This is a genomic window from Streptomyces coeruleorubidus, from assembly GCF_028885415.1.
In the GTDB taxonomy this organism is placed as follows: domain Bacteria; phylum Actinomycetota; class Actinomycetes; order Streptomycetales; family Streptomycetaceae; genus Streptomyces; species Streptomyces coeruleorubidus_A.
In genome coordinates this window covers 9,308,998-9,327,727 of the sequence record NZ_CP118527.1, presented here as the reverse complement: position 1 = coordinate 9,327,727, position 18,730 = coordinate 9,308,998, and the positions used below count along the sequence as shown (strand labels likewise).

Below are 18,730 nucleotides of genomic sequence, written 5' to 3'. Positions count from 1 at the left end.
ACCATTCACGTCGGGTCAGCCCCGGACCACGCCGACACTGGTCCGGGGCCAGCCTGGATGCCAACGACATCGTGTCACGCTGTCCCGCAGCGACTGCGGAGGAGTTCCACACCGTCACCTTCGAGATCGTCGCAGTACGTCGCGCGCCCAGTCATGGCCATTACCAGGGTCAAGGTGCGGCCGGACACGAGAGACCCGGAACCGGTCGTGAACGGACCGTCATCCGCTACAAGTCTCAGGCCACCGATGCGTCCTTTGGCTACGACCACGAGGTCTGATCCCTGGTAGTACTCGGCCGCCTGCGTGACGACCTCGATCGGGTAGTCGCGGCGGATGCCCAGCGGGCGCCGAATGTCTTCTCCGTGCACGATCGTCATGCGCCGGAAACGTTCAAGGGTCTCGCCCGGGGTCTGGCCGAGTTGCTCGGCCAGCCGCATGGCCACCTGCTTGTCGAAGTCGAACCGGCAGCGGATCACACCCGCCAGCCAGCTGATGGCGTTGAGGCTCGCGCCCGCGGTCAGGTGCGCCAGCACCTCACGCACCGTCAAACCAGCGCAGAGCGACGGCGTTGCCCACTGCTCGTCCGTCAGATCTGCGAGATCAGCCGTCAGCGCCGCTCGCTCGGTGCGGATCAAGGACCTGACCCCGGTCTCGCGAGCGCGTCTGCTGTCAGTGCCGGATCAGTCATATGGGCTGGACTCCTGTCAAGGATCGTGATCTGCGTCGCCCCCGGCCCGAACAGTGAACGTCCGGCAGGGGCGTTTCCGAAGGAGACTCTTGCTCCGGAGCAAAGTCATCGCCAATGGGCGATCTTTTCTCCGGCGCCTGACCCCGGATCGCACGCGCACCGGCAGCTACCGCAGTTGGCACGCCAAGCTCACCAGCGGTTGCCCAGCGTTGCCGGTTCTCATCGACGTTTCGGAGTCGTCTGATCGCTAAGTGCTACCCAGAACCATCGGCAAACGTTGCTCGCTCCCGCTTACGCAACCAGAGACCCGGGCGCCGATCAGTAGGCGGAACCTGTGCGCTACCTTTTGCCTCTCCTTGACCGCGATCACTCACGATCTCTCACACTACGGAGTCGGCAACCTCATGAGCGACATCGTCAACGGACTCGGGCGAGCCACCGCATACGGCGGCCTGGGACTGGTCCTGCTGGTCCTCGGCATCGTCCTGGTCGACGTGCTGACGCCTGGAAAGCTCGGCCGGCAGATCTGGGAACAGCGCAATCGCAACGCCGCCATGGTGCTCAGCTCCGCACTGCTCGGTATCGGTGGCATCGTGTTCACGTCCATCTGGACGACGTACGAGGACTTCGGCAAGGGACTGGTCTCGACCGCGGCGTTCGGGCTGCTCGGGCTGGTGATGATGGCCGTGGCGTTCCTGGTGGTGGACCTGATCACGCCAGGGCGCCTGGGTGCGACACTGGTCGAGGCAGAGCCTCATCCTGCGGTCTGGGTGACGGCGTCCTGCAACCTCGCTGTTTCCGCCATCATTTCGGCGTCCATCGCCTGAAGCCACTGTCCCTGCGAGACGGCCCACCACCACACGCCGTGGAGGGTTCCTGCTCCACGGAGGAAGCGGTTGCAGCGTGTATGCCATCTGATGCCCTGAGAGCAACCATGACCTGGGCCTTCGCGGCCAGGCAGCGGTGTGGCCAGTAGAAGGCGTAACACCCCTGGACTCAACGGCAGTGGCTCCCACCCTGCGATCAAGGTGGGGGCCGGTCTCATGTGCGCGGCAGACGGTCAGGCCGGGGCGATGAGGACGCCGGGAAGGTCACCGGCCTTCACGGCGTCCTGGTCGATGGCCACGCCCGTGTAGGCGCCCACGGCGGTGAACATCAGCTCGGGCAGGCGCTCGCCATACTCCTCGAAGTACGCGACGACTTCGGCCTCACTGGCCTCAGGCATTGACGGGAACACCGCGCCCGCGGCGCTGAGGGCGGCATCCAGGGCCGAGCCCTGCCCGGTGTCGGTGCCGAAGTCAGCCCGGTACGCGCAGGCATCGGGCGCATGGATGATCACGGCCGGGGGGCTGAAACGGTTGACGGTCAGGCAGAGGATCTCCTCGCCCTCGCAGGGAAGCATCGACTCGACCTTGCCGTGGTAGCCGGTCGCCCAGGTTGTCATGCCCCAGTCCTCCAGCACGTCCACTCACCGCACGTGCCGTACATGGCGCGATTGAGCTGAGGGGAGGGCTGGCCCGGCTGCCCGGCCGGTGCGCGCAGCTCCCTGCACAAGGTGCGCGCGGCCAGCTCGTCGAGGTCGGCACCCAGGTTGATGAGGAACTCGGCCGTTTCCACGCCTCGGGCCAGGGTCAGCGAGATGCCGCCGAGCATGCCGGGCACGGCCGATGGAGGGGTGTGGTGGTGTGCGCCTATCCACGCGATGCCGTCACTCATGCCGGTCAGAGTATGGGCCTGATACTGGCGGCGGTCCTGGTTGTGGCAAGTGATCCGGCTCACCGAAGACGTCCTTCAGCAGGAAGGCGAGGACACCGTCGACGCCCTGAAGACGATGCGCACCGAGCACCTGGAACGGACGCTCGCGGCGTTTCCCGGGACCGGTGCGTACCTGGTGCGCAATCGCGGCTCCGCCCGGCGCGGTCAGTGCGCGCTGAACGGTGCGCATCATCCGGGCGCGCCGGGGCCCTGGCCGGTGCGCGGCTGGTACGGGCGGTGCGCACTCTGCTCGTCTCGCTGGTGTGCACGCGGCGCACCGTCCGGGCCCTGGTGCGCAGGCTCCGGGTTCGGGTGCGCAGGCTTGCGCACCCGTCGGCGCGCCTCGTCTCCGACGGTGGCGAACGCCGTGCCTGTCCGGCGGATCTGGTCGGCGGTCAGCTCCAGGGCCTCCAGGTCGGTGCGCAGGGCCGCGAGGTCGACCGCCGGGCGGGCCGCCGTGGGCGGCTGCTCCTGGACGAAGAGGAGCAACTGCTTGTGCGGCGCGGTCGACGGGTGCGCGGCCGGGCCGTACAGGGGGCGGTCGGTGCGGCGTGCGGTGCGCAGCCGGGCGGTGAGGACGCGGGCGGCGATGACGGCGCGGTCGTGGAGCAGCGGCACGCGCGGGATGTCCCACTCCCCCGGCTGAAGCGGCAGGAAGGGCGCGGCCGGACCGGCGGCCGGCTTCCGGTCCTGCCGTGGCGCGGCGGCCGGTGTCCGGTATGGCGGCGGGGCGGTGGGTGCCCAGCGGGCGGTGTAGAGGCGGTAGCCGGGTTCCTCGCCGCGCTCGGTGCGGGCCTCGGTGATGTCGGTGCAGTGCGCGGCGAGCGCTTCGTTCACGACCCGGTTGTCCAGGCCGGGCTCGCGGCGGCGGCCCCGCCGGACGAGGGCGAGGTGGCGTCTGGCTTCGGCGAGCAGGTGGCGGCGGTGGAAGCAGCCGCCGGTGTTCATCACGAACACCGTGGCGGTGACGGCAACGGCCGCCAGACCGACGTCGACCACGGCGGCGAGTCGGGCCCGGACCGCGCGGGCTGCGCCGCGGGCGCGCTCGAGGAGGGAGTCGATGAGGTCGGCGGCGTCGGCGAGGAACGCGCGCGCACTCGCCTGCCAGTCCCCGCGCAGCTGCGCCAGGGAGCGCGGCCGCGGCTCGTCGGGGCGGGTCTTGCGGGCGGCTATCCAGTTCAGTCGCGCCCGTGCGCGCTCGGAGACCTCGGGTGCGAACTTGAGGTTGCCGTCGTCGTCGGTGGCGGTGACGTACTCGCGCTCCAGGGCGGTGAGGCAGGCGGCGATCTGCGCGCTGCGGCGGGATGTCCAGCGGATAGCTCGTGCGGGACGCCGGCGACTTCCATGACCGGGCGTCGGCCGCGCCGACTACCGGGCGGGGGCGAGCACGATCCGCGACCTGTACCGCACCGGTGACCGTCGCGCGGAGGCAACCGCGGCGGCGTTGGAGCGCAGCGCCGTCCTCGCCGACCAGACCCGCGAGGAATTGAAGCTGTGGACCAGCGCGGTCCAGGAGCTGATCGACGCCTGACGCCGGCCGTGTCGCGCCACGCCCCGCTCACGTCGGGCGAGGCCGCGCCGTCACAGCAGCCAGCCCTCCTGCAGGTGCACCCCGTCGGCCGCGATCCGATCCGTCCGCTCGGAGCCACCGACGACGCGAATCCAGCTGTCCACGGTCAGCTCACGCTCACGCATCACGATCTTGAAGCCCCCGTACATGCCCGGGACGGGGAACCAGCAAGCAGGGTGGTCGAGTTCGGTCAGCACCTCGACCTCCGGCAGGCGCATGCCCTGCTGAGTGGCCAGATCCGAGCCGTCCTCGAGGCCCGCTCGGTGCTGGATCAGGCGGTGCAGGTGCTGCTGCAGGCGGGCGAGTACGTCCGGCGGCACGAAGTGCCTGGTTTCCGGACGCAGCAGCCCCGTGAGGTGCCGGTGACCGCGCCGCTCGGCGATGTCCACAGCGCGAGTCCCGTCAGCCGCCCTCAGCGTGCGCCAGGCGCCTTGCCTCAACAGACGCTCGACCGTCTCGGCGGAGGCACCGTGCCACGCGGCCTGGTGCAGCGGGGCGTAGCCACTCCTGCCCTCCAGACGCGCCGAGTTGGTCCAGTCGGGATTCTCGTCGAGGACCTCGAAAACGGTTCGCCAGTCCCCGTCCCGGGCGGCGTCGGCAAGCCTGTCGCGCAGTGCCGCGTACTTGTCCTTGAGCGATGACCGGCGAGTGACCCCGTCCCAGTGCGCCACGTGTTCATCAACCACGTCACCGAGTGTAGGGGCGATCATGTGCGGGCCAGATCACCAGGGCTGCTGCCAGAGGCCCACGGTCCGCGGTGGCGTCATACAGGCCCGATCACCTTCTTGTGTATGTGGCTGTAGACCACGGACGTCCGTACATCGGCGAGTTCCGGACGCTTCGTCAGCTTGTCCAGGACCACGGCGTGCAGATGGTCGGTGTCGCGGACGGCGACGTGCACCAGGAAATCGTCGTTCCCCGTGAGGACGAAGACCGAGATCACCTCGGGCATCCGCTCGAGGAAGGCCTGGAACGCCTCGATCACCGCACGCGTCGGCGGGCGGACCCGAACGGCGATCATGGCCTGCAGTCCGCGGCCGATGGCCGTGAGGTCGGCTTCCGCGTGAAATCCCGTCAGGATGCCGCGCTGGCGCAGCGATCGGATCCGCTCCAGACAGGTGGAAGGGGCGATACCGAGCACCTGGGCCATCTCCCGGTTGGTGCGCCGACCATCCTCCTGGAGCATCCGTACCAACGCCGAATCAAGTTCGTCCACGCTTGCCTCACTCTGCCGGATTCCGAAGGTAATTCGGAGTCTATCCGCTACCTTCGACGATCTTGTTAACGTCCCCCTTGAACGACTGACGTTTGTTCGGTCGTGGTGCGTTCGGTGGGTCAGTGGAGAGGGGCGACTTCGGATGCAACGAGGACCAAGCACACGGGCGGTGTGCGCGGTTGTGGCGGCCGCGCTGTTCTGGAGCAGTTCCTACGCGGTGACCAAACGGGTGCTGGAGGATGTCGGCCCGCTCAGCATCGGCGCCATCAGGTTCACCCTCGCCGCCTTACTCCTGTACGTGCTGGTGAGGACGAACCGGCACCACCGGCCGGCCCGTCCGGACACGCGACAGCGGCGGCAGCTCTACCTGAGCGGATTCCTCGGCATCACCGTCTACTTCGTCCTGGAGAACGTCGGCGTCGATCTGTCCACGGCCTCCGACGCGTCGCTGATCGTGGCCACGTACCCGCTGATGACGATGCTGCTGGAACTGGTCGTCTTCCGCACCCGGATGCCGCTGCCACGTGTGGCGGGGGTACTCCTGGCCACTGTCGGCGCCTTCCTCGTCGTACGCAACGGAGCCCAGGTCGGCGGCGGTTCGCGCTGGCTGGGCGACATCCTGCTGCTGCTCGGCGGGTTGGCCTGGGCCGGCTACAACGTGCTCGGCAAGCGCGCGAGCACCGGCCAGGACGCCGTGGGCGTCACCTACTACCAGACCCTGGCGGGCGCGGCCGGCTTCCTGCTCGCGTCCCTGCTGGAGGCCGGCGACTGGCGGACGCCGGACGCTACCGCCTCGTCGCTGCTCGTCTATCTGGCCGTGGCGTGCTCGGTCGGCGGCTTCCTGCTCTACAACTACGGACTGCGCAGGATGGCGTCGAGCGTCGCCGTGAACATCCTCAACCGTCCCGGTCTTCGGCGTCATCGGAGCCGTCGTGATCAACGGGGAGTCGATCCGGCCGGCTCAGGCAGCGGGTGGCGCCATCATCATCGTCGGGGTGGCGCTGGGTGTGATCGAGCGAGGGCGCGGAGCCACGGCGAAGCCGGATGCGGACGAGGCGGTCAGCCCGGTGGCGGCATAGGTACCGAAGGGCATGCGAGACCGGCCGATATGAGCATGTGGGGCCGGGGACGGCCCCACATGCTCATCGTCCCTTTCTGAACTGTCCGGCGGCAGTTGGCGAACAGGGGCCGGAGCTGTGTGACGGCCCCGGAGCCGGGCTACTTGGGGTGACGACGTCCGCGAGATCGGCTGGGCACAGCGATCTGCCACCATACGGTCATGGGAACAGACCGCCGGGGGTGGGCATTTGGGTTCGGCTGTGTGGTCTTGCTCCTGCTGGCGATCGGGCTGGCGTGGCGAGGAATCCCGGTCACGTCCGTGGGCCAAGTCGACCCCCTGAGCTCCGCCCTCGCGTTACTCGCGCTGGCGCTCGCCCTCTGGAGCGGGAACCTGTCGTTGCAGGCGTTCCGGTGGCAGTTGACCGATCCGCTCTAGGCGCTGACGTTCGTGGAATCACGGGTGGGCAGCCAGGGCACAGCACGCTGGCAACATGTCCTTGACGCGATCGACTTCCATCCGGATGGGGCGCTGGCCCGCAGCCTTGCCACGCTTTGGCGACTGAGTCTGGCTGTGAAGGCTTACCAGGAGCGCGACCGCCACGGCTACACCCGCGACCCGTCCGATCTGCTGCGCCCAGACCTGGAGGACGAGGACAGGATCCGAGACCACCTGCTCAGCCTCTTCATCCCGGCCGCGGTCAAGGGGGTCCTAGGGCGTGTTTCGAAAGTGCTGATCACAGCCATTCGTTGATGGCCGCGACCAGCACGGTCGCCTCATAGCGGACGGCGAGCTTGTCGTACCTCGTCGCCACCGGGCGGTGGCGCTTGAGGCGATTGATGCCGCACTCAACCGCGTGGCGCTCTCCAGCCGCTCGCCGCCGCACACTTCTGCGCCCACGCCAGAAACTCGGCCGCCCGCCAGATGTAGTCCCAGGTCGACCGAATCACCGCAAGGTCGTACGCGCCCCAGTCCGCATCGGGGTCATCCCAATACACTGCATCCGCCTCGCCCGTCCCCGTCTCACGCAGCGCCCGCAACAGCAACGGCAGATCGGCATCCTTACTGGGCTCCGGCCGGGGGTCGTAGGTGACGAGAGCGACTCGGGGCACGGCGGGGCTCCATTCTCTGGTTCTCTGCGGTCTCTGCGACTCGAGCCGCCCGGCAGGCTAACGCCCGGCTCCGCGCCCGGGACAATCAGTTGCAGAACGCGGTCCCGGCCGTGGCGGCGTGTTCCTGGCCCACCGGTTCTACGCGAGACTCCTCCCGGCCCGCTGTGCTGCAATGAGCATCCGGAGGTCGAGGAGCTGATCATGGACGAGGGTGCGCGTTCCCGGGCACTGGTTGACGCGTTCGTCCGGTACTTGGACGCGGCAGGGCCCCAGCAGCTCAGTTCGCGTGTCCGTGGTCTGGCGCGCGACCTCGCGCGGGCCTACGGGGTGGCCTCCGGCGATGCCCGTTTCCTTGCCCTCGCCGAAGTGCGCGACACAGCCCGGAGCCTGCGCTCCGATTCTCGACGGGGGCGGAAGCAGCGGGGCAAGGCCTACTCGCGTGCCCGCAGGGGCTCGGGCGGCTATAGCGATGGAGCGGCGTACATCAGCATCTACACCGAAAGGGAGCATGACCTCTATTCGGTCGCCTGTTCCCATATCCGCGGGATCATACGCAGCATCACCCGCGACCTGGCACGCGAGGCGGCCGCTGCTCGTGCGCAGGGTGTGTCCCGGGTGACCGCCGTCTCGCGTCGCCTGGTCGAGTTGGCCGTACGGCCGGCCGCCGGGGCACCGTCGCAGCGCCGCAGGCGGTTCTGGTCGGACCTCGACGAACTGGCACGAGGTGCCCACCCGCGTAGCGCCCAACTGTGCTACGCCGTCGGGGCGTTGCTTCTGCGACTTAGAGAGTCGGTGCGGCCCGGCTCGTGATCCGGCAGCGTAGGAGGCCTGGCACCGGCAAGGGTGGGGTTACCCCCAGGTTCAGGGTTCGGGGTCGCCGGATGGGCGAGTGCGGTGTCAGTCCGTAGCGTCTGAGCTGTGTTGACGACGATGCGGAAGCAGTGGGGCCAACCGAAGGGCGTGCTGGTCGTGGCCGGGGTCGGTGCGGCCGTCGTGGGTGCCGTCGTGCTCGGGTCGGGGGCCTGGGCGCAGGGTGGCGGCGACAGGGCGGTGGGCGGTACTCGGTTGCAGCGGGACGCGGACGCGGTGGTGGGCACGGGGGCCTCCGGGCTGGTCGTGCAGGCGCGAGATGCCGGGGGGCGCAACCGCGAGGCCAGGGCCGGTGTCCGGGATCTGGCGCGGGGTGGGCGGGTCCCCTTCGACACGTATTACCGGATCGGCAGTGACACCAAGACCTTTGTGGCCGTGGCCGCGCTCCAGCTGGTCGCCGAGGGCAAGTTGGGTCTCGGTGACACCGTCGAGGAGTGGCTGCCCGGGGTGGTGAACGGCAACGGCAACGACGGAAGCCGTGTCACCGTCCGTAATCTGCTCCAGCACACCAGCGGGCTACCCAACTACACGGACATCCTGTTCAGCGACCCCGAGGAACTGACGCCCGAGAACTATCGCGCGAAACGGTTCACGGTGCGCACCCCCGAACAGCAGGTCGCGTTGGCCATGTCACGTGCTCCGGGCTGGCTGCCGGACGCGGAGGATCCCGGCGCCGAGACCCGGTGGGCCTACTCCAACACCAACTACGTCCTGATCGGCATGATCGTCGAGCGGGCCACCGGACATCCCTGGGAGCAGGAGATCCACGAACGGATCATCGAGCCGCTCGGCCTGCGCCACACCCTGACACTGGGCACCTCCGCCTACGTCCCCCAGCCCACCGCCACCGCCTACCTCCAGTTCCCCGGCCGGGACGACCTCACCGACACCACGCTCCAGGTCGACGGCCGCGCGGACGGCGGCATTGTCAGCACCACCACCGACATGAACACCTTCCTCCGCGCCCTGATGGACGGCACGTTGCTGCCCGCCGAGCAGCTGGAGCAGATGCGCACCACCGTGCCGGCGCCCGACTTCTCCGGCGGCGACAAGGCCCGCTACGGGCTCGGCATCGCCTGGCGTCCCGTCGATGGCTGCGACAGCGGTGTCTGGTACCACGGCGGTACCTCCTTCGGTACCGTCTCCGAGGCCGCCGTCACCCCGGACGGTGACATCTCCGCCGCCGCAGCCGTCTTCACCACCCGTTTCGGGGACCAGCAGCGTTCTGCGGAGCAGGAGAAGGCGACGTACGGGATGGTCGAACGGGCGGTGTGCCGGAAGCCGTAGGCGCTCCGCTGCGGCGCCGTCGTGGCTGGTCGCGCCCACGCGGTGGAGCCGCATATCTATACAGCCCCGCGCCCCTTCGGGGCGCGGCCAACGTCACGCACCTAGGGCGTGCTTTAGAAGTGGGTCTTGATGTGTCAAGATCCACTTCATGGGGAGGCGCGATCTGACGAATGCGCAGTGGGCGAAGCTGGAGCCGCTGCTCCCCGTTGGGAAGAAGTCCGGACGACCACCGGTACACACCAAGCGGCAGCTGATAGACGGCATACGCTGGCGCACCCGCGCCGGTGCACCGTGGCGGGACGTGCCCGAGCGGTACGGCCCATGGGAGACGGTGTACGAACTGTTCCGGCTTTGGCAGCGGGACGGCACCTGGCATCACATCTTCGAGCAACTGCAGGCCCGGGCCGATGCCGAGGGGCTGATCACCTGGGGCGTCTCGGTGGACTCCACCATCGCCCGCGCCCACCAGCATGCGGCGGGTGCCCGCAAAAAGGGGATCTGCAGGTCGAGCCGCCAGGTGGTGTCTTCACCGAGCCCTACGACCACGGGCTCGGACGCTCCCGGGGCGGCCTGACCACCAAGCTGCACCTGGCGGTCGAGCAGGCCCAGAAGCCGATGTCGCTGGTGATTACGGCCGGACAGCGCGGTGACTCCCCGCAGTTCCAGGTGGTCCTGGGGCGCATCAGGGTGCCCAGGCTCGGGCAGGGGCGTCCGCGTACCCGGCCGGACAAGGTTCGCGCCGACAAGGCGTACGGCTCCCGCGCGAACCGCGCCTACCTACGCAAGCGTGGTATCCGCTGCACGATCCCAGAGAAGCGCGACCAGATCGCCAACCGCAAGAAGCGCGGCTCCCGCGGTGGCCGGCCACCGAAGTTCGACGCGGCCGACTACAAAGAACGCCACGCGGTTGAATGCGGCATCAATCGCCTCAAACGCCACCGCGCGGTGGCGACGAGGTACGACAAGCTCGCCGTCCGCTATGAGGCGACCGTGCTGGTCGTGGCCATCAACGAATGCTTCCCGGTGATGGCACTCGTGGCCCGCGCGGCAACCGGTCGACAGGCCGACTGACGGGGCGGGCTGAGGCGCCTGCCACGAGATTGTGGCGCCGCTGTCCGGACCGTGCCGCGCATCCTCGGGGCGCAGCCAGTGCGGTATGTCAGTGGCGGAGGGGCTGCTCTCGTCTCATGGCCTCGGCCAGTTGTCGACGGGCGACAAACAGTGCTGTGTCCAGCTGGCGGGTACCGGTGATCACACACAGTGTGTAGGTCGCGTCCTCAAGCTGGCGGGCGGTCTCGGTGCTGTTGTCGGCGGCCAGGCGGTGCCTGAGTGTTTCGCATCGTTCGACCAGCTCTAGCAGGAGCGAAGGGTGCGCCGTGATCATGGCTGGCTTCCTTCCGGTGTGGCTCGGGTGGACCAGCCCCTTCACCCATACGGTGGCAGCCGTCGGCGTCTGCCGCATCTGGAGACCGTGGCTTGGCGGGGCACGCCGGCTGTCGGCTGCGGTGGCCGGCGGAAATTCCCGGAGCTCCGATGACCTGCGGGGTGGAATGTTGACGCGGCCGTGGCGTTGCCCGGGCTTTGCCCCGTTGGACTGCTGACACGTCGTGCAGCGTGTCGGCGGTCCGACGCCTGCCTCCCCGGCGTGCCGCGGCTCGGGCCGCACCCCTGGTGCGGTTGTACCGGCCGGTGACCGACGGCCCCCGGGAATGTCATGACGCGATAGGACCCGGGGCGCCGAGCGGTGTGTGGCGCGCGGGCCCGGGGAGCCTCTCAGGACGTCGGGGACGCGACCGCAGGAGAAGGGGCGCTCATACGGCCTGGCGGGCCTTCCCGGACGAGCCTGACCCGCCTGCCGATCACGCCGCGTCCCCGCTCGCACCAAGCCCGTGCGCGCCAAGGCGTCATCTCATCCGCCAGGCTGCGAGCCAGGTGATGACTCGCCCTCCGGCCTGGCGGCACCGGCTCCACTCACACAGCCGGGGGCCAGCGACAGCATCACCGCTGTCCGCAGGCGAAGGGAGGCAATCACCTCGGCCAGCTGATCACGCAGGCACACACCCGCCTCGAACCCAGCTCCCCGCCAACCATCCAGCCTGCCCCGACCAGGCATCTCTGAATCTCTCAAGCGAGTCGGCCCGCAACGGCAAGCACCACAGCAGCCACAACAAGCACCGCTGAGTAAGCGACCATCACGGCCCGGCTCCACCCGCCGTCACGCCCGACGCCGACGCCGACGCCGACGCCGACGCCCAGATCATCCCGCTCGGGCCGGGAACCAGTAAGTCCGAGCGGTGCCGCACAGGGCACAGCATCATCAACGCGAGGATTCACGCCCGGAACAACGCGTGATGAGGCTATTTCGACACAGCACAACCGCCGTCATCACCCGTTCAGCCCACACGCTGCCCACACACACCGACGCCCCCCGGTCCGCGTACGAGATCAGGGCCGCTTCAAAAAGGGGAAACATATTCTCTTCCCCGCCCGTTGCCTTGGGCCCAACAGGGCAACAGGCGTCCCGGGGGGGGCGTCCAGCCGGTCATAGACGTACGGACGCGAACGGGCCCAGCCTCCGCGCAATCTTGCTCAAGGTCCCACAGGATGGACCCCGGTTGCCCGGCCGCGGGAATGGTCGGCGGACAGCCGTTTCCAGATGCGCGGCGGGCCGGACCGGCCGCCTGACCCCCAGGAGCACACCCATGACAGTGATGACGGACGCCCTCGTACCGGCGTTGGAGGATGCCCGCGAGGCACATGAGGCGGTCATCGACCGGTTCAGGGCGGATGTGACGATCACGCCGCCCGGCCCCTACCGGCAGATGCTCGAGCGCCAGGTGGACGACGTCCAGAACAGCATTCAGCGCATCGAGCATCAGGTGCGCGAGCTGCGCCCCCGCAGCGGCCTTGTCGGGGACACGCTGGAAATCGCGCGGTCCATCTCACGCAGCGCCGTGCGCACCGCCATGCTGCCGCTGGCCATCGGATCCACGCTCGCGACGGAGATGCTGCGCGGCCGGTGGCCGAACGACGAGCGGCGGCTGCTGAGGAATGCCGAAGACGAGTACGCGGTCACCGCCCGAGCCCTGGCGGCCTGCCGGGCCGGCCAGAGCATCGCCGAAGAGGCCCGTGACCAGGCGACCGCCGACCTGCTCGCCGCGCTGCGCCGCCAGGACCAGGAACTGCTCGAAAGACTTGAGGCCAGCGTCGCCGATCGCGCACGGGCCGTGGCCGCCGCAGCCAACGGCTTTCGCGTGGAGAACGGCGGCGGCCTGGCCGACGCGGCCGCGCGCGCCGTGCGGACCGCGGCCGACCGAGTGCAAGACGTCGCCCAGAGCAGCGGCCGGCGAGCCAGGGGCGCGGCCGAGGGCGCCGTGCGGGAGATGCCCGACGCCACCCGCATGGCCGAAGAGGTCCAGGGAGCGGTGACCCGGGAACAGGAACTGCCGATCCCCCGCTTCAGCCAGCTCAGCGTCGACGACGTCAAGCGGCAGCTGCGCTCACTGTCCCAGTCGGACCTGACGGTCATCGAAGGATACGAACGCACCCACGCCAACCGGCCCGGAGTCCTGGACGCCATCGAGCAGCTGCGCGGCAGCGAACCCTGGGAAGGTTACGACACCATGAACCCTGACAAGATCACCGCCCAGCTGCAGAACGTCCCCTCCGGCGTCGCCCGCCAGGTCCTGGAGTACGAGCGGCGCCACCGCCAGCGCCAGGAGGTCATCTCCGCCGCTGAAGCACGCGCCGCCCAGTGAACCAAGCGGGTGAGCGTGCTGCGGTCGGCGGGTGAATGCAGGCAGCCCTCGCCCGGCAGGCCGGGCCGCGCACGGGGGCATCCTGAGCAGGCAGCTGGAGCGTGACCCTCACCCAGGCTCCGCGGGCATGATGAGCAGGTCCTGGAGCCTGACTCTCCTCAGGCTCCAGGACCGCTCTCGCCAGCCGAGGGTCGCACTCCGGCTGTGATTTCGATGCGGCGGGGCTTGGCCGCTTCGGCCTTGGGCACCTTGACGCTCAGCGTCGCCTCGACACCTTCGGTATTGATCTCGCCGGGCAGGACGGTGCGGTACTCGAACCGGCCGGTGCGCCGGGTGCCACGGCGCAGGACGCCGGTACGCTCGCGCTCCTTGAACTCGCCGCTGATGACCAGCTCCCGTTCGGCCATCTCGATGTTGATGTCGTCGCGCTTGACTCCGGGAACATCGACCTCGATCTCGTAGGCCTCGTCGGTCTCGGAGACGTCAGCCAGCGGGGCGAGGGCCGCGCCCCCTGTGACTCCGCCTACCGCTCGCGGGCCGCGCACCTAGGCCGAACGGTGTCGGAGCCACGCGAGCACCCCGGTCATGACACGCACGGCGGACCCTGCTTCCGGCTCGACTCGCCCATGTCGAACGCCCCACACACCAGTACCGCCTGCGGATGGGTACCCAGCTGGCGCAGGATGACCAGCGTCTTGTCCACGGGGGGCGCGTTGACGTCCGGCGCGTAGGCGATGTAGCCGGTGGCCCCGTTGAAGGGGGTGATGCCGCCGGCAAGTGTGATCAGCACCGAGCGGCGCTCGATCCGTTCGTCGCGCGACCGGGCCTGGTTCACCGCGTCCGACAGCACATGGAGGGCGTCGTACGACACCGCCGAATGGCCGTCCTGCCGCCAGGGGTCGGCCCCGGCCCCGTAGGTCCGCACGAACGCGTCGTACCGTGACAGGAACTGCCGGGTCTCGGCGCTCAGGGACGCGTACCCGTCCGGCAGCCGGTGCGCCGAGTAGTACAGGCGCAGCCAGTTCTGCTCGGCGTAGGCGCCGGTCTGGGCCACGTTCGTGAGTTCGTTGCCGCCGAGGACGGTGACCGGGCGGTCGACGCAGGTGCCGCGGTTGTCCATCGCGCTGATGAAGGCGGTGAAGTCCTTGGCCCGGGCCGACCAGTACACGACGGATTGCGGCTCTTCGGCGAGGGCCTTGCACAACTGCTCGGCTAGCACGCTCGCGCTGGCCAGGGTGGGGGCGCCGTCCGGCGGCTGCGGGCCGAAGTCGCCGTCCTGGTTGAAGTCGAAGACGCGCGTGGTGCCGGGGAACGCCGACACGAAGCGGCCGGCGAGGCTGCGGCTGTAGAGGTCGGCGGAACTCCGGATGACGATGGCGCGCCGGGCGGGGGAACAGCTGTCGCTGTCGTCGCGCCGGGCCACGATGTTGGCGCTACTGGCGAAGTTCGCCTCGATACGGGCCTCGCGCTCGTTGTCCGGGGTGAAGGGCCAGTAGCTCCTGGTCGCGTTCCCGGCCAGCATCTCGTTGGCGGTGGCCGTCGTGCCGACGGTGGGGATGCCCTCCTGGCCGAGCACCTGGAGGGCCGCGCGCGTCTCGGCGCGGCTCTGTGCGTACGCCAGGACGCCGACGATCTTCTGGTGGTCCTCGGCGTTCTTCTCGTCGCGCACCTCGGCGACCAGCTTCCGGGCCTCCGCCACGGCGTCGCGGTACGCCTCACCGGTGTTCCGCACGTCCACGCGTAACGGGACCGTGTTCTCGTCGGAGCCTGCGTCCTGGTTCAGCTGCTGCTGCCACATCGCGATGCCGCGCAGTTCCGGGATCGTCCCGTCGAAGCGCATGTCGTCCTCGCTGCGCGGCGGGCTGGAGACGAAGGCGACGACGGTGCGCACGTCCCGGCCCTTCGCGGCGTAGGCCTCGGCGCGCCGGTTCTGATCGGCGATGGCCTTGAGCGCACCCGTGTACCAGCCTTCGGCGTTCAGCGGAACAGGGCGGGAGCGGGCCTGGGCGGCGACGGAGGCGGTACCGCCGACGCAGTCGCCGCCGTCGCGGACCCGGTCGACGGCGACGCCGCCCGCCATCAGGGCGAGTACGGCCGTACCGGCGAGGAGCGTGGTGGTGGTGCGCCAGCTGGTGCGGAAGCGACGGTGCGGCTCCACCCGGGCGATGGGCAGCCCCGGCCCGGTGAGGGACGCCTCGTCGAAGGTGAAGGCCACCGGGGTGCCGTCCTGCGACCCGAGCGCGGTGGCGGCGTGGGAGAGGCTCGACTCGCGGGCACCGAGCTCGGCCATGAGCGTGTCGTCCGGTCTGCCGACGGCGACGACGAGCGGTCCGGGCCGAGGGGCGGTGTCACGCAACTCGTGCAGGACACGCAGGAACCGCTCGGCGCGGCGGGAGCCGTCGGCACCGGGTGGCGGCACCTCGACGAGGAGCACGGGCCGGGCCGTGCGCCGTCGCCGTTTGGGCAGGTACCGGCCGGTCCTCGGCGTGGCCAGATCCTCCAGCAGAGCCCTCAGCAGGAGCTTTTCCAGCGTCTGCAGGGCCTGCTCCTGGCGCCGCTCGTCCGACGCCGTGCGCAACCGCGGCGCCTGGGTGGCGGCGACGTGGGCCATCACCTGGTACAGGTCGCGACGCCCGCCTGCCTCCCGCATCCCGCCGAGCCAGCGCCGCATCACCTTCCGGGAGATCCGGCGGGACCAGACCCAGCGTGGCAGATGGCAGGTGAACGACAGCCAGAAGACTTTCAGCAGCCAGCCCTTGACGTCGCCGCCGTCGGGCGACACATCGGTCGAGGCCGCCCTCGGTAGGCGCCCGAGCAGACCCCGCCGCTCCGCCTGCTGCCGGTCGCAGGCGTGCCGGCGCAGTTCCTCGGCGTACCCGCCGACCGACTGCTGGGGACGGTCACGGATGTAGGTGACGAGCGACCGCACGACGTCGAAGTGCGGATACCGGTCGGGTGTCATGTGCCGCGGTGTGCCGTTCTCCAGCAACTGTCCCGCCTGCTCGGTGAGCATCACCGGCTCCTCGGCGGCGGGCACGAGCGCGTACGGGACGAGCGGACCGCGGTCGTCCAGCGGCCTGCGCAGCGCCCGCAGGACGCGCCTCGTGCCCTCCTCGCCCGCCGGGCCACCCGTGGCGATGCGGAAGACGAACAGGGGCGGCCGGGTGTCCAGGCGAGCCGGGTCGGCCGGTGTGATGGCGGTCGGATAGTCACTGACGAAGATCTCCGCCCGGGCGTTGACCGGGTCGGGGAAGAGCTCGTTGGATTCACCGCGAAACGACGTCATGCGGAAGGCCCCCGTTGCCGACTGCTCGCTTTACTCCTGCGGATTGCAGAATGTACGCCCGGACGTGCCCAGTCACAACGGGTATTGACATGCCATCAGGTCTGTCACTGCGTGACGGGTGGGCGCTCCGAGATGGGCTTCCTGGTCAGTCCGCCGCGGGACCGGCCGATGGCGTGGTCGTCCGGTGCGTCGGCCGGGGCCCCCTTTTTGCGGGCCCCGGCGCATGCGGGTGAGCCCGCACGATCGTGGAGTGCACCGACACGGCCCAGCTGACGTCCTCGTCTGCGTCGGCCTGAGCCACCAGGGCGGTGAACACCCACTCCCACGTGCCGTCGACGGCCCACATCCGCAGCCGGTTGTAGACGCCCCGCCAGTTGCCGTACTTCTCCGGCAGGGTGCACCCACTGGGTACCGGTCTGGAACTTGAAGGCGATCGCGTCGATCACCTCACGATGGTCCCGCCAGCGGCCATCCCGCTTCGACGTCCGGTCCGAGAGTGATGGTCGAGCGCATGGTGCCGGACGGATTGCGGGAGGGGTTTCAGCGGGTGGTCCCACCTGCTCCAACACGGCCGCAGGGCGGCGGTCGGCGGCTGGCGGCGGTACGGTGACCGCGAGGTCCTCGCGGCGATCATCTTTGTGGCTACGACGGGTTGCACTGGCGGCAGTTGCCGCCGGTCTTCGGCCCGTCGGGGCCGACCGCGCACCGCCGGTTCACCGAGTGGTGTACCGCCCGGGCCTGGGCGAAGCTGCACCGCCTCATCCTCGACGAACTCGGCTCGCGCGGAAACCTGGACTGGTCACGGTGTGCGATCGACTCGGTGTACATGCGGGCCCTGAAAGGGGGGAGCTGACAGGTCCGAATCCTGTCGACCAGGGCAAGAAGGGCTCGAAGACCCACTTGATCACCGAGCGGACCGGTTTACCCTTCTCCATTGGCATCTCCGGCGCGAACCTCCACGACAGCCAGCCACTTCAGCCGCTGGTGCGGGGCATCCCACCGATCCGTTCCCGCCGCGGCCCACGCAGGCGACGGCTGGCCAAGCGCCACGCGGACAAGGGATACGACTACCACCACCTGCGGCGACGGTTGCGCAAGAGGGGTGTCCGCCACCGCATCGCCCGAAAAGGCATCGAGTCATCCACACGGCTTGGCCGGCACCGTTGGACCGTCGAGCGCCGATGTCCTGGCTGGGCGGCTGCCGCCGCCTACACCGCCGCTACGAACGCAAGGCCGAGCACTTCCTGGCCTTCACCGCTATCGCCTGCAGCCTGATCTGCTACCGCCGACTCGCCAAATGAGACGACGTCTGAGCCAGGAACTCGACTCCCAACTCGACACCGGCCACAGCCTGGTCCTGGAGATGCTCGCCGGTCCGTTGCCCGGCATCTACGACCCCACCGGGCCGGGGAAGCTGCTGTTCGGCGATGGCAGAGACCGAGCGGGAGAACATTCGCGAGTCGACGCTGGAAGGGCTCGACACCGCCGTCCGCAAGGGCAAGCACGACGGCCGGCCGCCGGTCATCACCGACGAGATGCTGCACACCGTGCTCCGCCGTCGGGCCAACGGCGAGTCCATCGAGCCGGTCCAGCCCGGCCTGATCATCCCCACCGGCAAGCGCAAGGGCCAGAATCCCTCGGTGGCCAGTGTCTACCGGGCGCTCGCTGAGCGCGCCAAACGAGAGACGTACCCCGGGGCCGTCGAGGCGGCACACGCCGACTTCGCCGCCCTCCGGCTGGCGAAGTTCCCGGACCCCACCTCGCTCACCCTGACCTAGCGTCACTCTGATTACAAAGAGCTACTTGTCACTTCGCGGCAGCTTCGGGAGGACAGGGCCATGACCTCGGGTCGGACGAGCGGACACCTACGCAACGCATCAATCCCAGATGTGTCTCACCTACTGGTTGCCGTCGTTTCAGGAGCCTGTGCGCGAGGGTGGCCACGGGAGTTCGGGCGCGTGCTTCACCGTACACATGACGATGTGCAGCCCGTTCCAGGTGAAGGCGATCGGTACATTGCGCGAAGCTCCGTCCTTGGCGACGTAGACCAGGCGGGTGACGTCACGGGCCAGCAGCTCCTGGCTGACCGGGCGGTTCAGAACCTCGATGATCTCGCTCGGCTGCATGGTTC

The 18,730-nt window shown here is 69.4% G+C and carries 19 protein-coding genes and 3 pseudogenes; 10 read left to right on the top strand and 12 right to left on the bottom strand.

Translation table 11 applies throughout. From position 1 onward, the window contains the following. Positions 1 to 74: 74 nt before the first annotated feature. On the bottom strand, positions 75 to 635 hold the full coding sequence (locus PV963_RS42920; RefSeq protein WP_274821836.1) for a maleylpyruvate isomerase family mycothiol-dependent enzyme: 561 nt from the start codon (positions 633 to 635) through the stop codon (positions 75 to 77). Between the two features lie 457 nt (positions 636 to 1,092). Here PV963_RS42920 and PV963_RS42915 point away from each other — a divergent pair, with 457 nt between their 5' ends. After that, positions 1,093 to 1,515, top strand: a complete 423-nt coding sequence (locus PV963_RS42915) for a DUF350 domain-containing protein (RefSeq protein WP_274821835.1) — start codon at positions 1,093 to 1,095, stop codon at positions 1,513 to 1,515. 233 nt (positions 1,516 to 1,748) lie between these two features. Here the strand turns inward: PV963_RS42915 and PV963_RS42910 are convergent, their stop codons facing one another. The 5 genes from PV963_RS42910 to PV963_RS42890 form a co-directional block, all read right to left on the bottom strand. Next, the gene (locus PV963_RS42910) at positions 1,749 to 2,132 is read right to left on the bottom strand and encodes a hypothetical protein (protein ID WP_274821834.1); all 384 of its coding nucleotides are present in this window, start codon (positions 2,130 to 2,132) and stop codon (positions 1,749 to 1,751) included. Next, positions 2,129 to 2,404: a hypothetical protein gene (locus tag PV963_RS42905; protein ID WP_274821833.1), complete on the bottom strand. Its 276-nt coding sequence runs from the start codon at positions 2,402 to 2,404 to the stop codon at positions 2,129 to 2,131. Before PV963_RS42905 ends, PV963_RS42910 begins: the two co-directional genes overlap by 4 nt. A 228-nt stretch (positions 2,405 to 2,632) precedes the next feature. Beyond that, on the bottom strand, positions 2,633 to 3,442 hold the full coding sequence (locus tag PV963_RS42900) for a hypothetical protein (RefSeq protein ID WP_274821832.1): 810 nt from the start codon (positions 3,440 to 3,442) through the stop codon (positions 2,633 to 2,635). 582 nt (positions 3,443 to 4,024) lie between these two features. After that, the gene (locus tag PV963_RS42895; protein ID WP_274821831.1) at positions 4,025 to 4,699 is read right to left on the bottom strand and encodes an ankyrin repeat domain-containing protein; all 675 of its coding nucleotides are present in this window, start codon (positions 4,697 to 4,699) and stop codon (positions 4,025 to 4,027) included. A gap of 77 nt (positions 4,700 to 4,776) precedes the next feature. After that, complete coding sequence (locus PV963_RS42890; RefSeq protein ID WP_274821830.1) at positions 4,777 to 5,229, bottom strand: Lrp/AsnC family transcriptional regulator; 453 nt, start codon at positions 5,227 to 5,229, stop codon at positions 4,777 to 4,779. A 142-nt stretch (positions 5,230 to 5,371) separates the two neighbouring features. On the opposite strand from PV963_RS42890, the gene PV963_RS42885 reads away from it, so the two are divergent. The 3 genes from PV963_RS42885 to PV963_RS42875 all read left to right on the top strand — a co-directional run bounded on the left by PV963_RS42885 (position 5,372) and on the right by PV963_RS42875 (position 7,039). Further along, entirely contained in the window at positions 5,372 to 6,388 is a 1,017-nt protein-coding gene (locus tag PV963_RS42885; protein WP_274821829.1) for a DMT family transporter, read from the top strand. Positions 6,389 to 6,508: 120 nt separating this feature from the next. Further along, positions 6,509 to 6,724, top strand: coding sequence for a hypothetical protein (locus PV963_RS42880; RefSeq protein WP_274821828.1), 216 nt, complete (start codon positions 6,509 to 6,511; stop codon positions 6,722 to 6,724). Between the two features lie 24 nt (positions 6,725 to 6,748). Further along, on the top strand, positions 6,749 to 7,039 hold the full coding sequence (locus PV963_RS42875) for a hypothetical protein (protein WP_274821827.1): 291 nt from the start codon (positions 6,749 to 6,751) through the stop codon (positions 7,037 to 7,039). Here the strand turns inward: PV963_RS42875 and PV963_RS44220 are convergent. Next, positions 7,023 to 7,151, bottom strand: a pseudogene (locus tag PV963_RS44220) (IS5 family transposase); the annotation flags it as partial. The gene PV963_RS42875 and the pseudogene PV963_RS44220 overlap by 17 nt on opposite strands. A gap of 7 nt (positions 7,152 to 7,158) precedes the next feature. Next, positions 7,159 to 7,398: pseudogene (locus PV963_RS42870) on the bottom strand (hypothetical protein); the annotation flags it as partial. Positions 7,399 to 7,599: 201 nt separating this feature from the next. Here PV963_RS42870 and PV963_RS42865 point away from each other — a divergent pair. From PV963_RS42865 to PV963_RS42855, 3 genes are all read left to right on the top strand, one after another. Beyond that, positions 7,600 to 8,208: a hypothetical protein gene (locus tag PV963_RS42865; RefSeq protein WP_274821826.1), complete on the top strand. Its 609-nt coding sequence runs from the start codon at positions 7,600 to 7,602 to the stop codon at positions 8,206 to 8,208. Positions 8,209 to 8,328: 120 nt separating this feature from the next. Next, complete coding sequence (locus tag PV963_RS42860; protein WP_425541055.1) at positions 8,329 to 9,555, top strand: serine hydrolase domain-containing protein; 1,227 nt, start codon at positions 8,329 to 8,331, stop codon at positions 9,553 to 9,555. A gap of 148 nt (positions 9,556 to 9,703) precedes the next feature. Further along, a protein-coding gene (locus tag PV963_RS42855) for an IS5 family transposase (RefSeq protein WP_425541001.1) occupies positions 9,704 to 10,626 on the top strand; the annotation gives its coding sequence in 2 pieces (ribosomal slippage) (positions 9,704 to 10,048 and positions 10,051 to 10,626; 921 coding nt in all). A gap of 88 nt (positions 10,627 to 10,714) precedes the next feature. Here the strand turns inward: PV963_RS42855 and PV963_RS42850 are convergent. Beyond that, positions 10,715 to 10,939 (bottom strand): DUF5133 domain-containing protein, encoded by a 225-nt coding sequence (locus tag PV963_RS42850; RefSeq protein WP_274821823.1) that lies wholly within the window; start codon positions 10,937 to 10,939, stop codon positions 10,715 to 10,717. Positions 10,940 to 12,257: 1,318 nt separating this feature from the next. Between PV963_RS42850 and PV963_RS42845 the strand changes: the two genes are divergently transcribed. Continuing rightward, positions 12,258 to 13,313: a hypothetical protein gene (locus PV963_RS42845; protein ID WP_274821822.1), complete on the top strand. Its 1,056-nt coding sequence runs from the start codon at positions 12,258 to 12,260 to the stop codon at positions 13,311 to 13,313. Between the two features lie 158 nt (positions 13,314 to 13,471). On the opposite strand, the gene PV963_RS42840 is transcribed toward PV963_RS42845, so the two are convergent. Together PV963_RS42840 and PV963_RS42835 are read right to left on the bottom strand one after the other, a co-directional pair. Beyond that, positions 13,472 to 13,858, bottom strand: coding sequence for an Hsp20/alpha crystallin family protein (locus PV963_RS42840; protein ID WP_274821821.1), 387 nt, complete (start codon positions 13,856 to 13,858; stop codon positions 13,472 to 13,474). A 38-nt stretch (positions 13,859 to 13,896) separates the two neighbouring features. Continuing rightward, positions 13,897 to 16,599: an ABC transporter substrate-binding protein gene (locus PV963_RS42835; RefSeq protein WP_274821820.1), complete on the bottom strand. Its 2,703-nt coding sequence runs from the start codon at positions 16,597 to 16,599 to the stop codon at positions 13,897 to 13,899. Positions 16,600 to 17,098: 499 nt separating this feature from the next. Between PV963_RS42835 and PV963_RS42830 the strand changes: the two are divergent. Then, positions 17,099 to 17,900, top strand: a pseudogene (locus tag PV963_RS42830) (IS5 family transposase). Positions 17,901 to 18,026: 126 nt separating this feature from the next. Beyond that, positions 18,027 to 18,377 carry a hypothetical protein gene (locus tag PV963_RS42825; RefSeq protein ID WP_274821819.1) on the top strand — a complete coding sequence of 117 codons (351 nt, stop codon included), beginning with the start codon at positions 18,027 to 18,029 and terminating at the stop codon, positions 18,375 to 18,377. Positions 18,378 to 18,515: 138 nt separating this feature from the next. Here the strand turns inward: PV963_RS42825 and PV963_RS42820 are convergent, their stop codons facing one another. Continuing rightward, a complete protein-coding gene (locus tag PV963_RS42820; RefSeq protein ID WP_274821818.1) occupies positions 18,516 to 18,725 on the bottom strand; it encodes a hypothetical protein in 210 nt (69 codons plus the stop codon). Between the last annotated feature and the right edge of the window lie 5 nt (positions 18,726 to 18,730).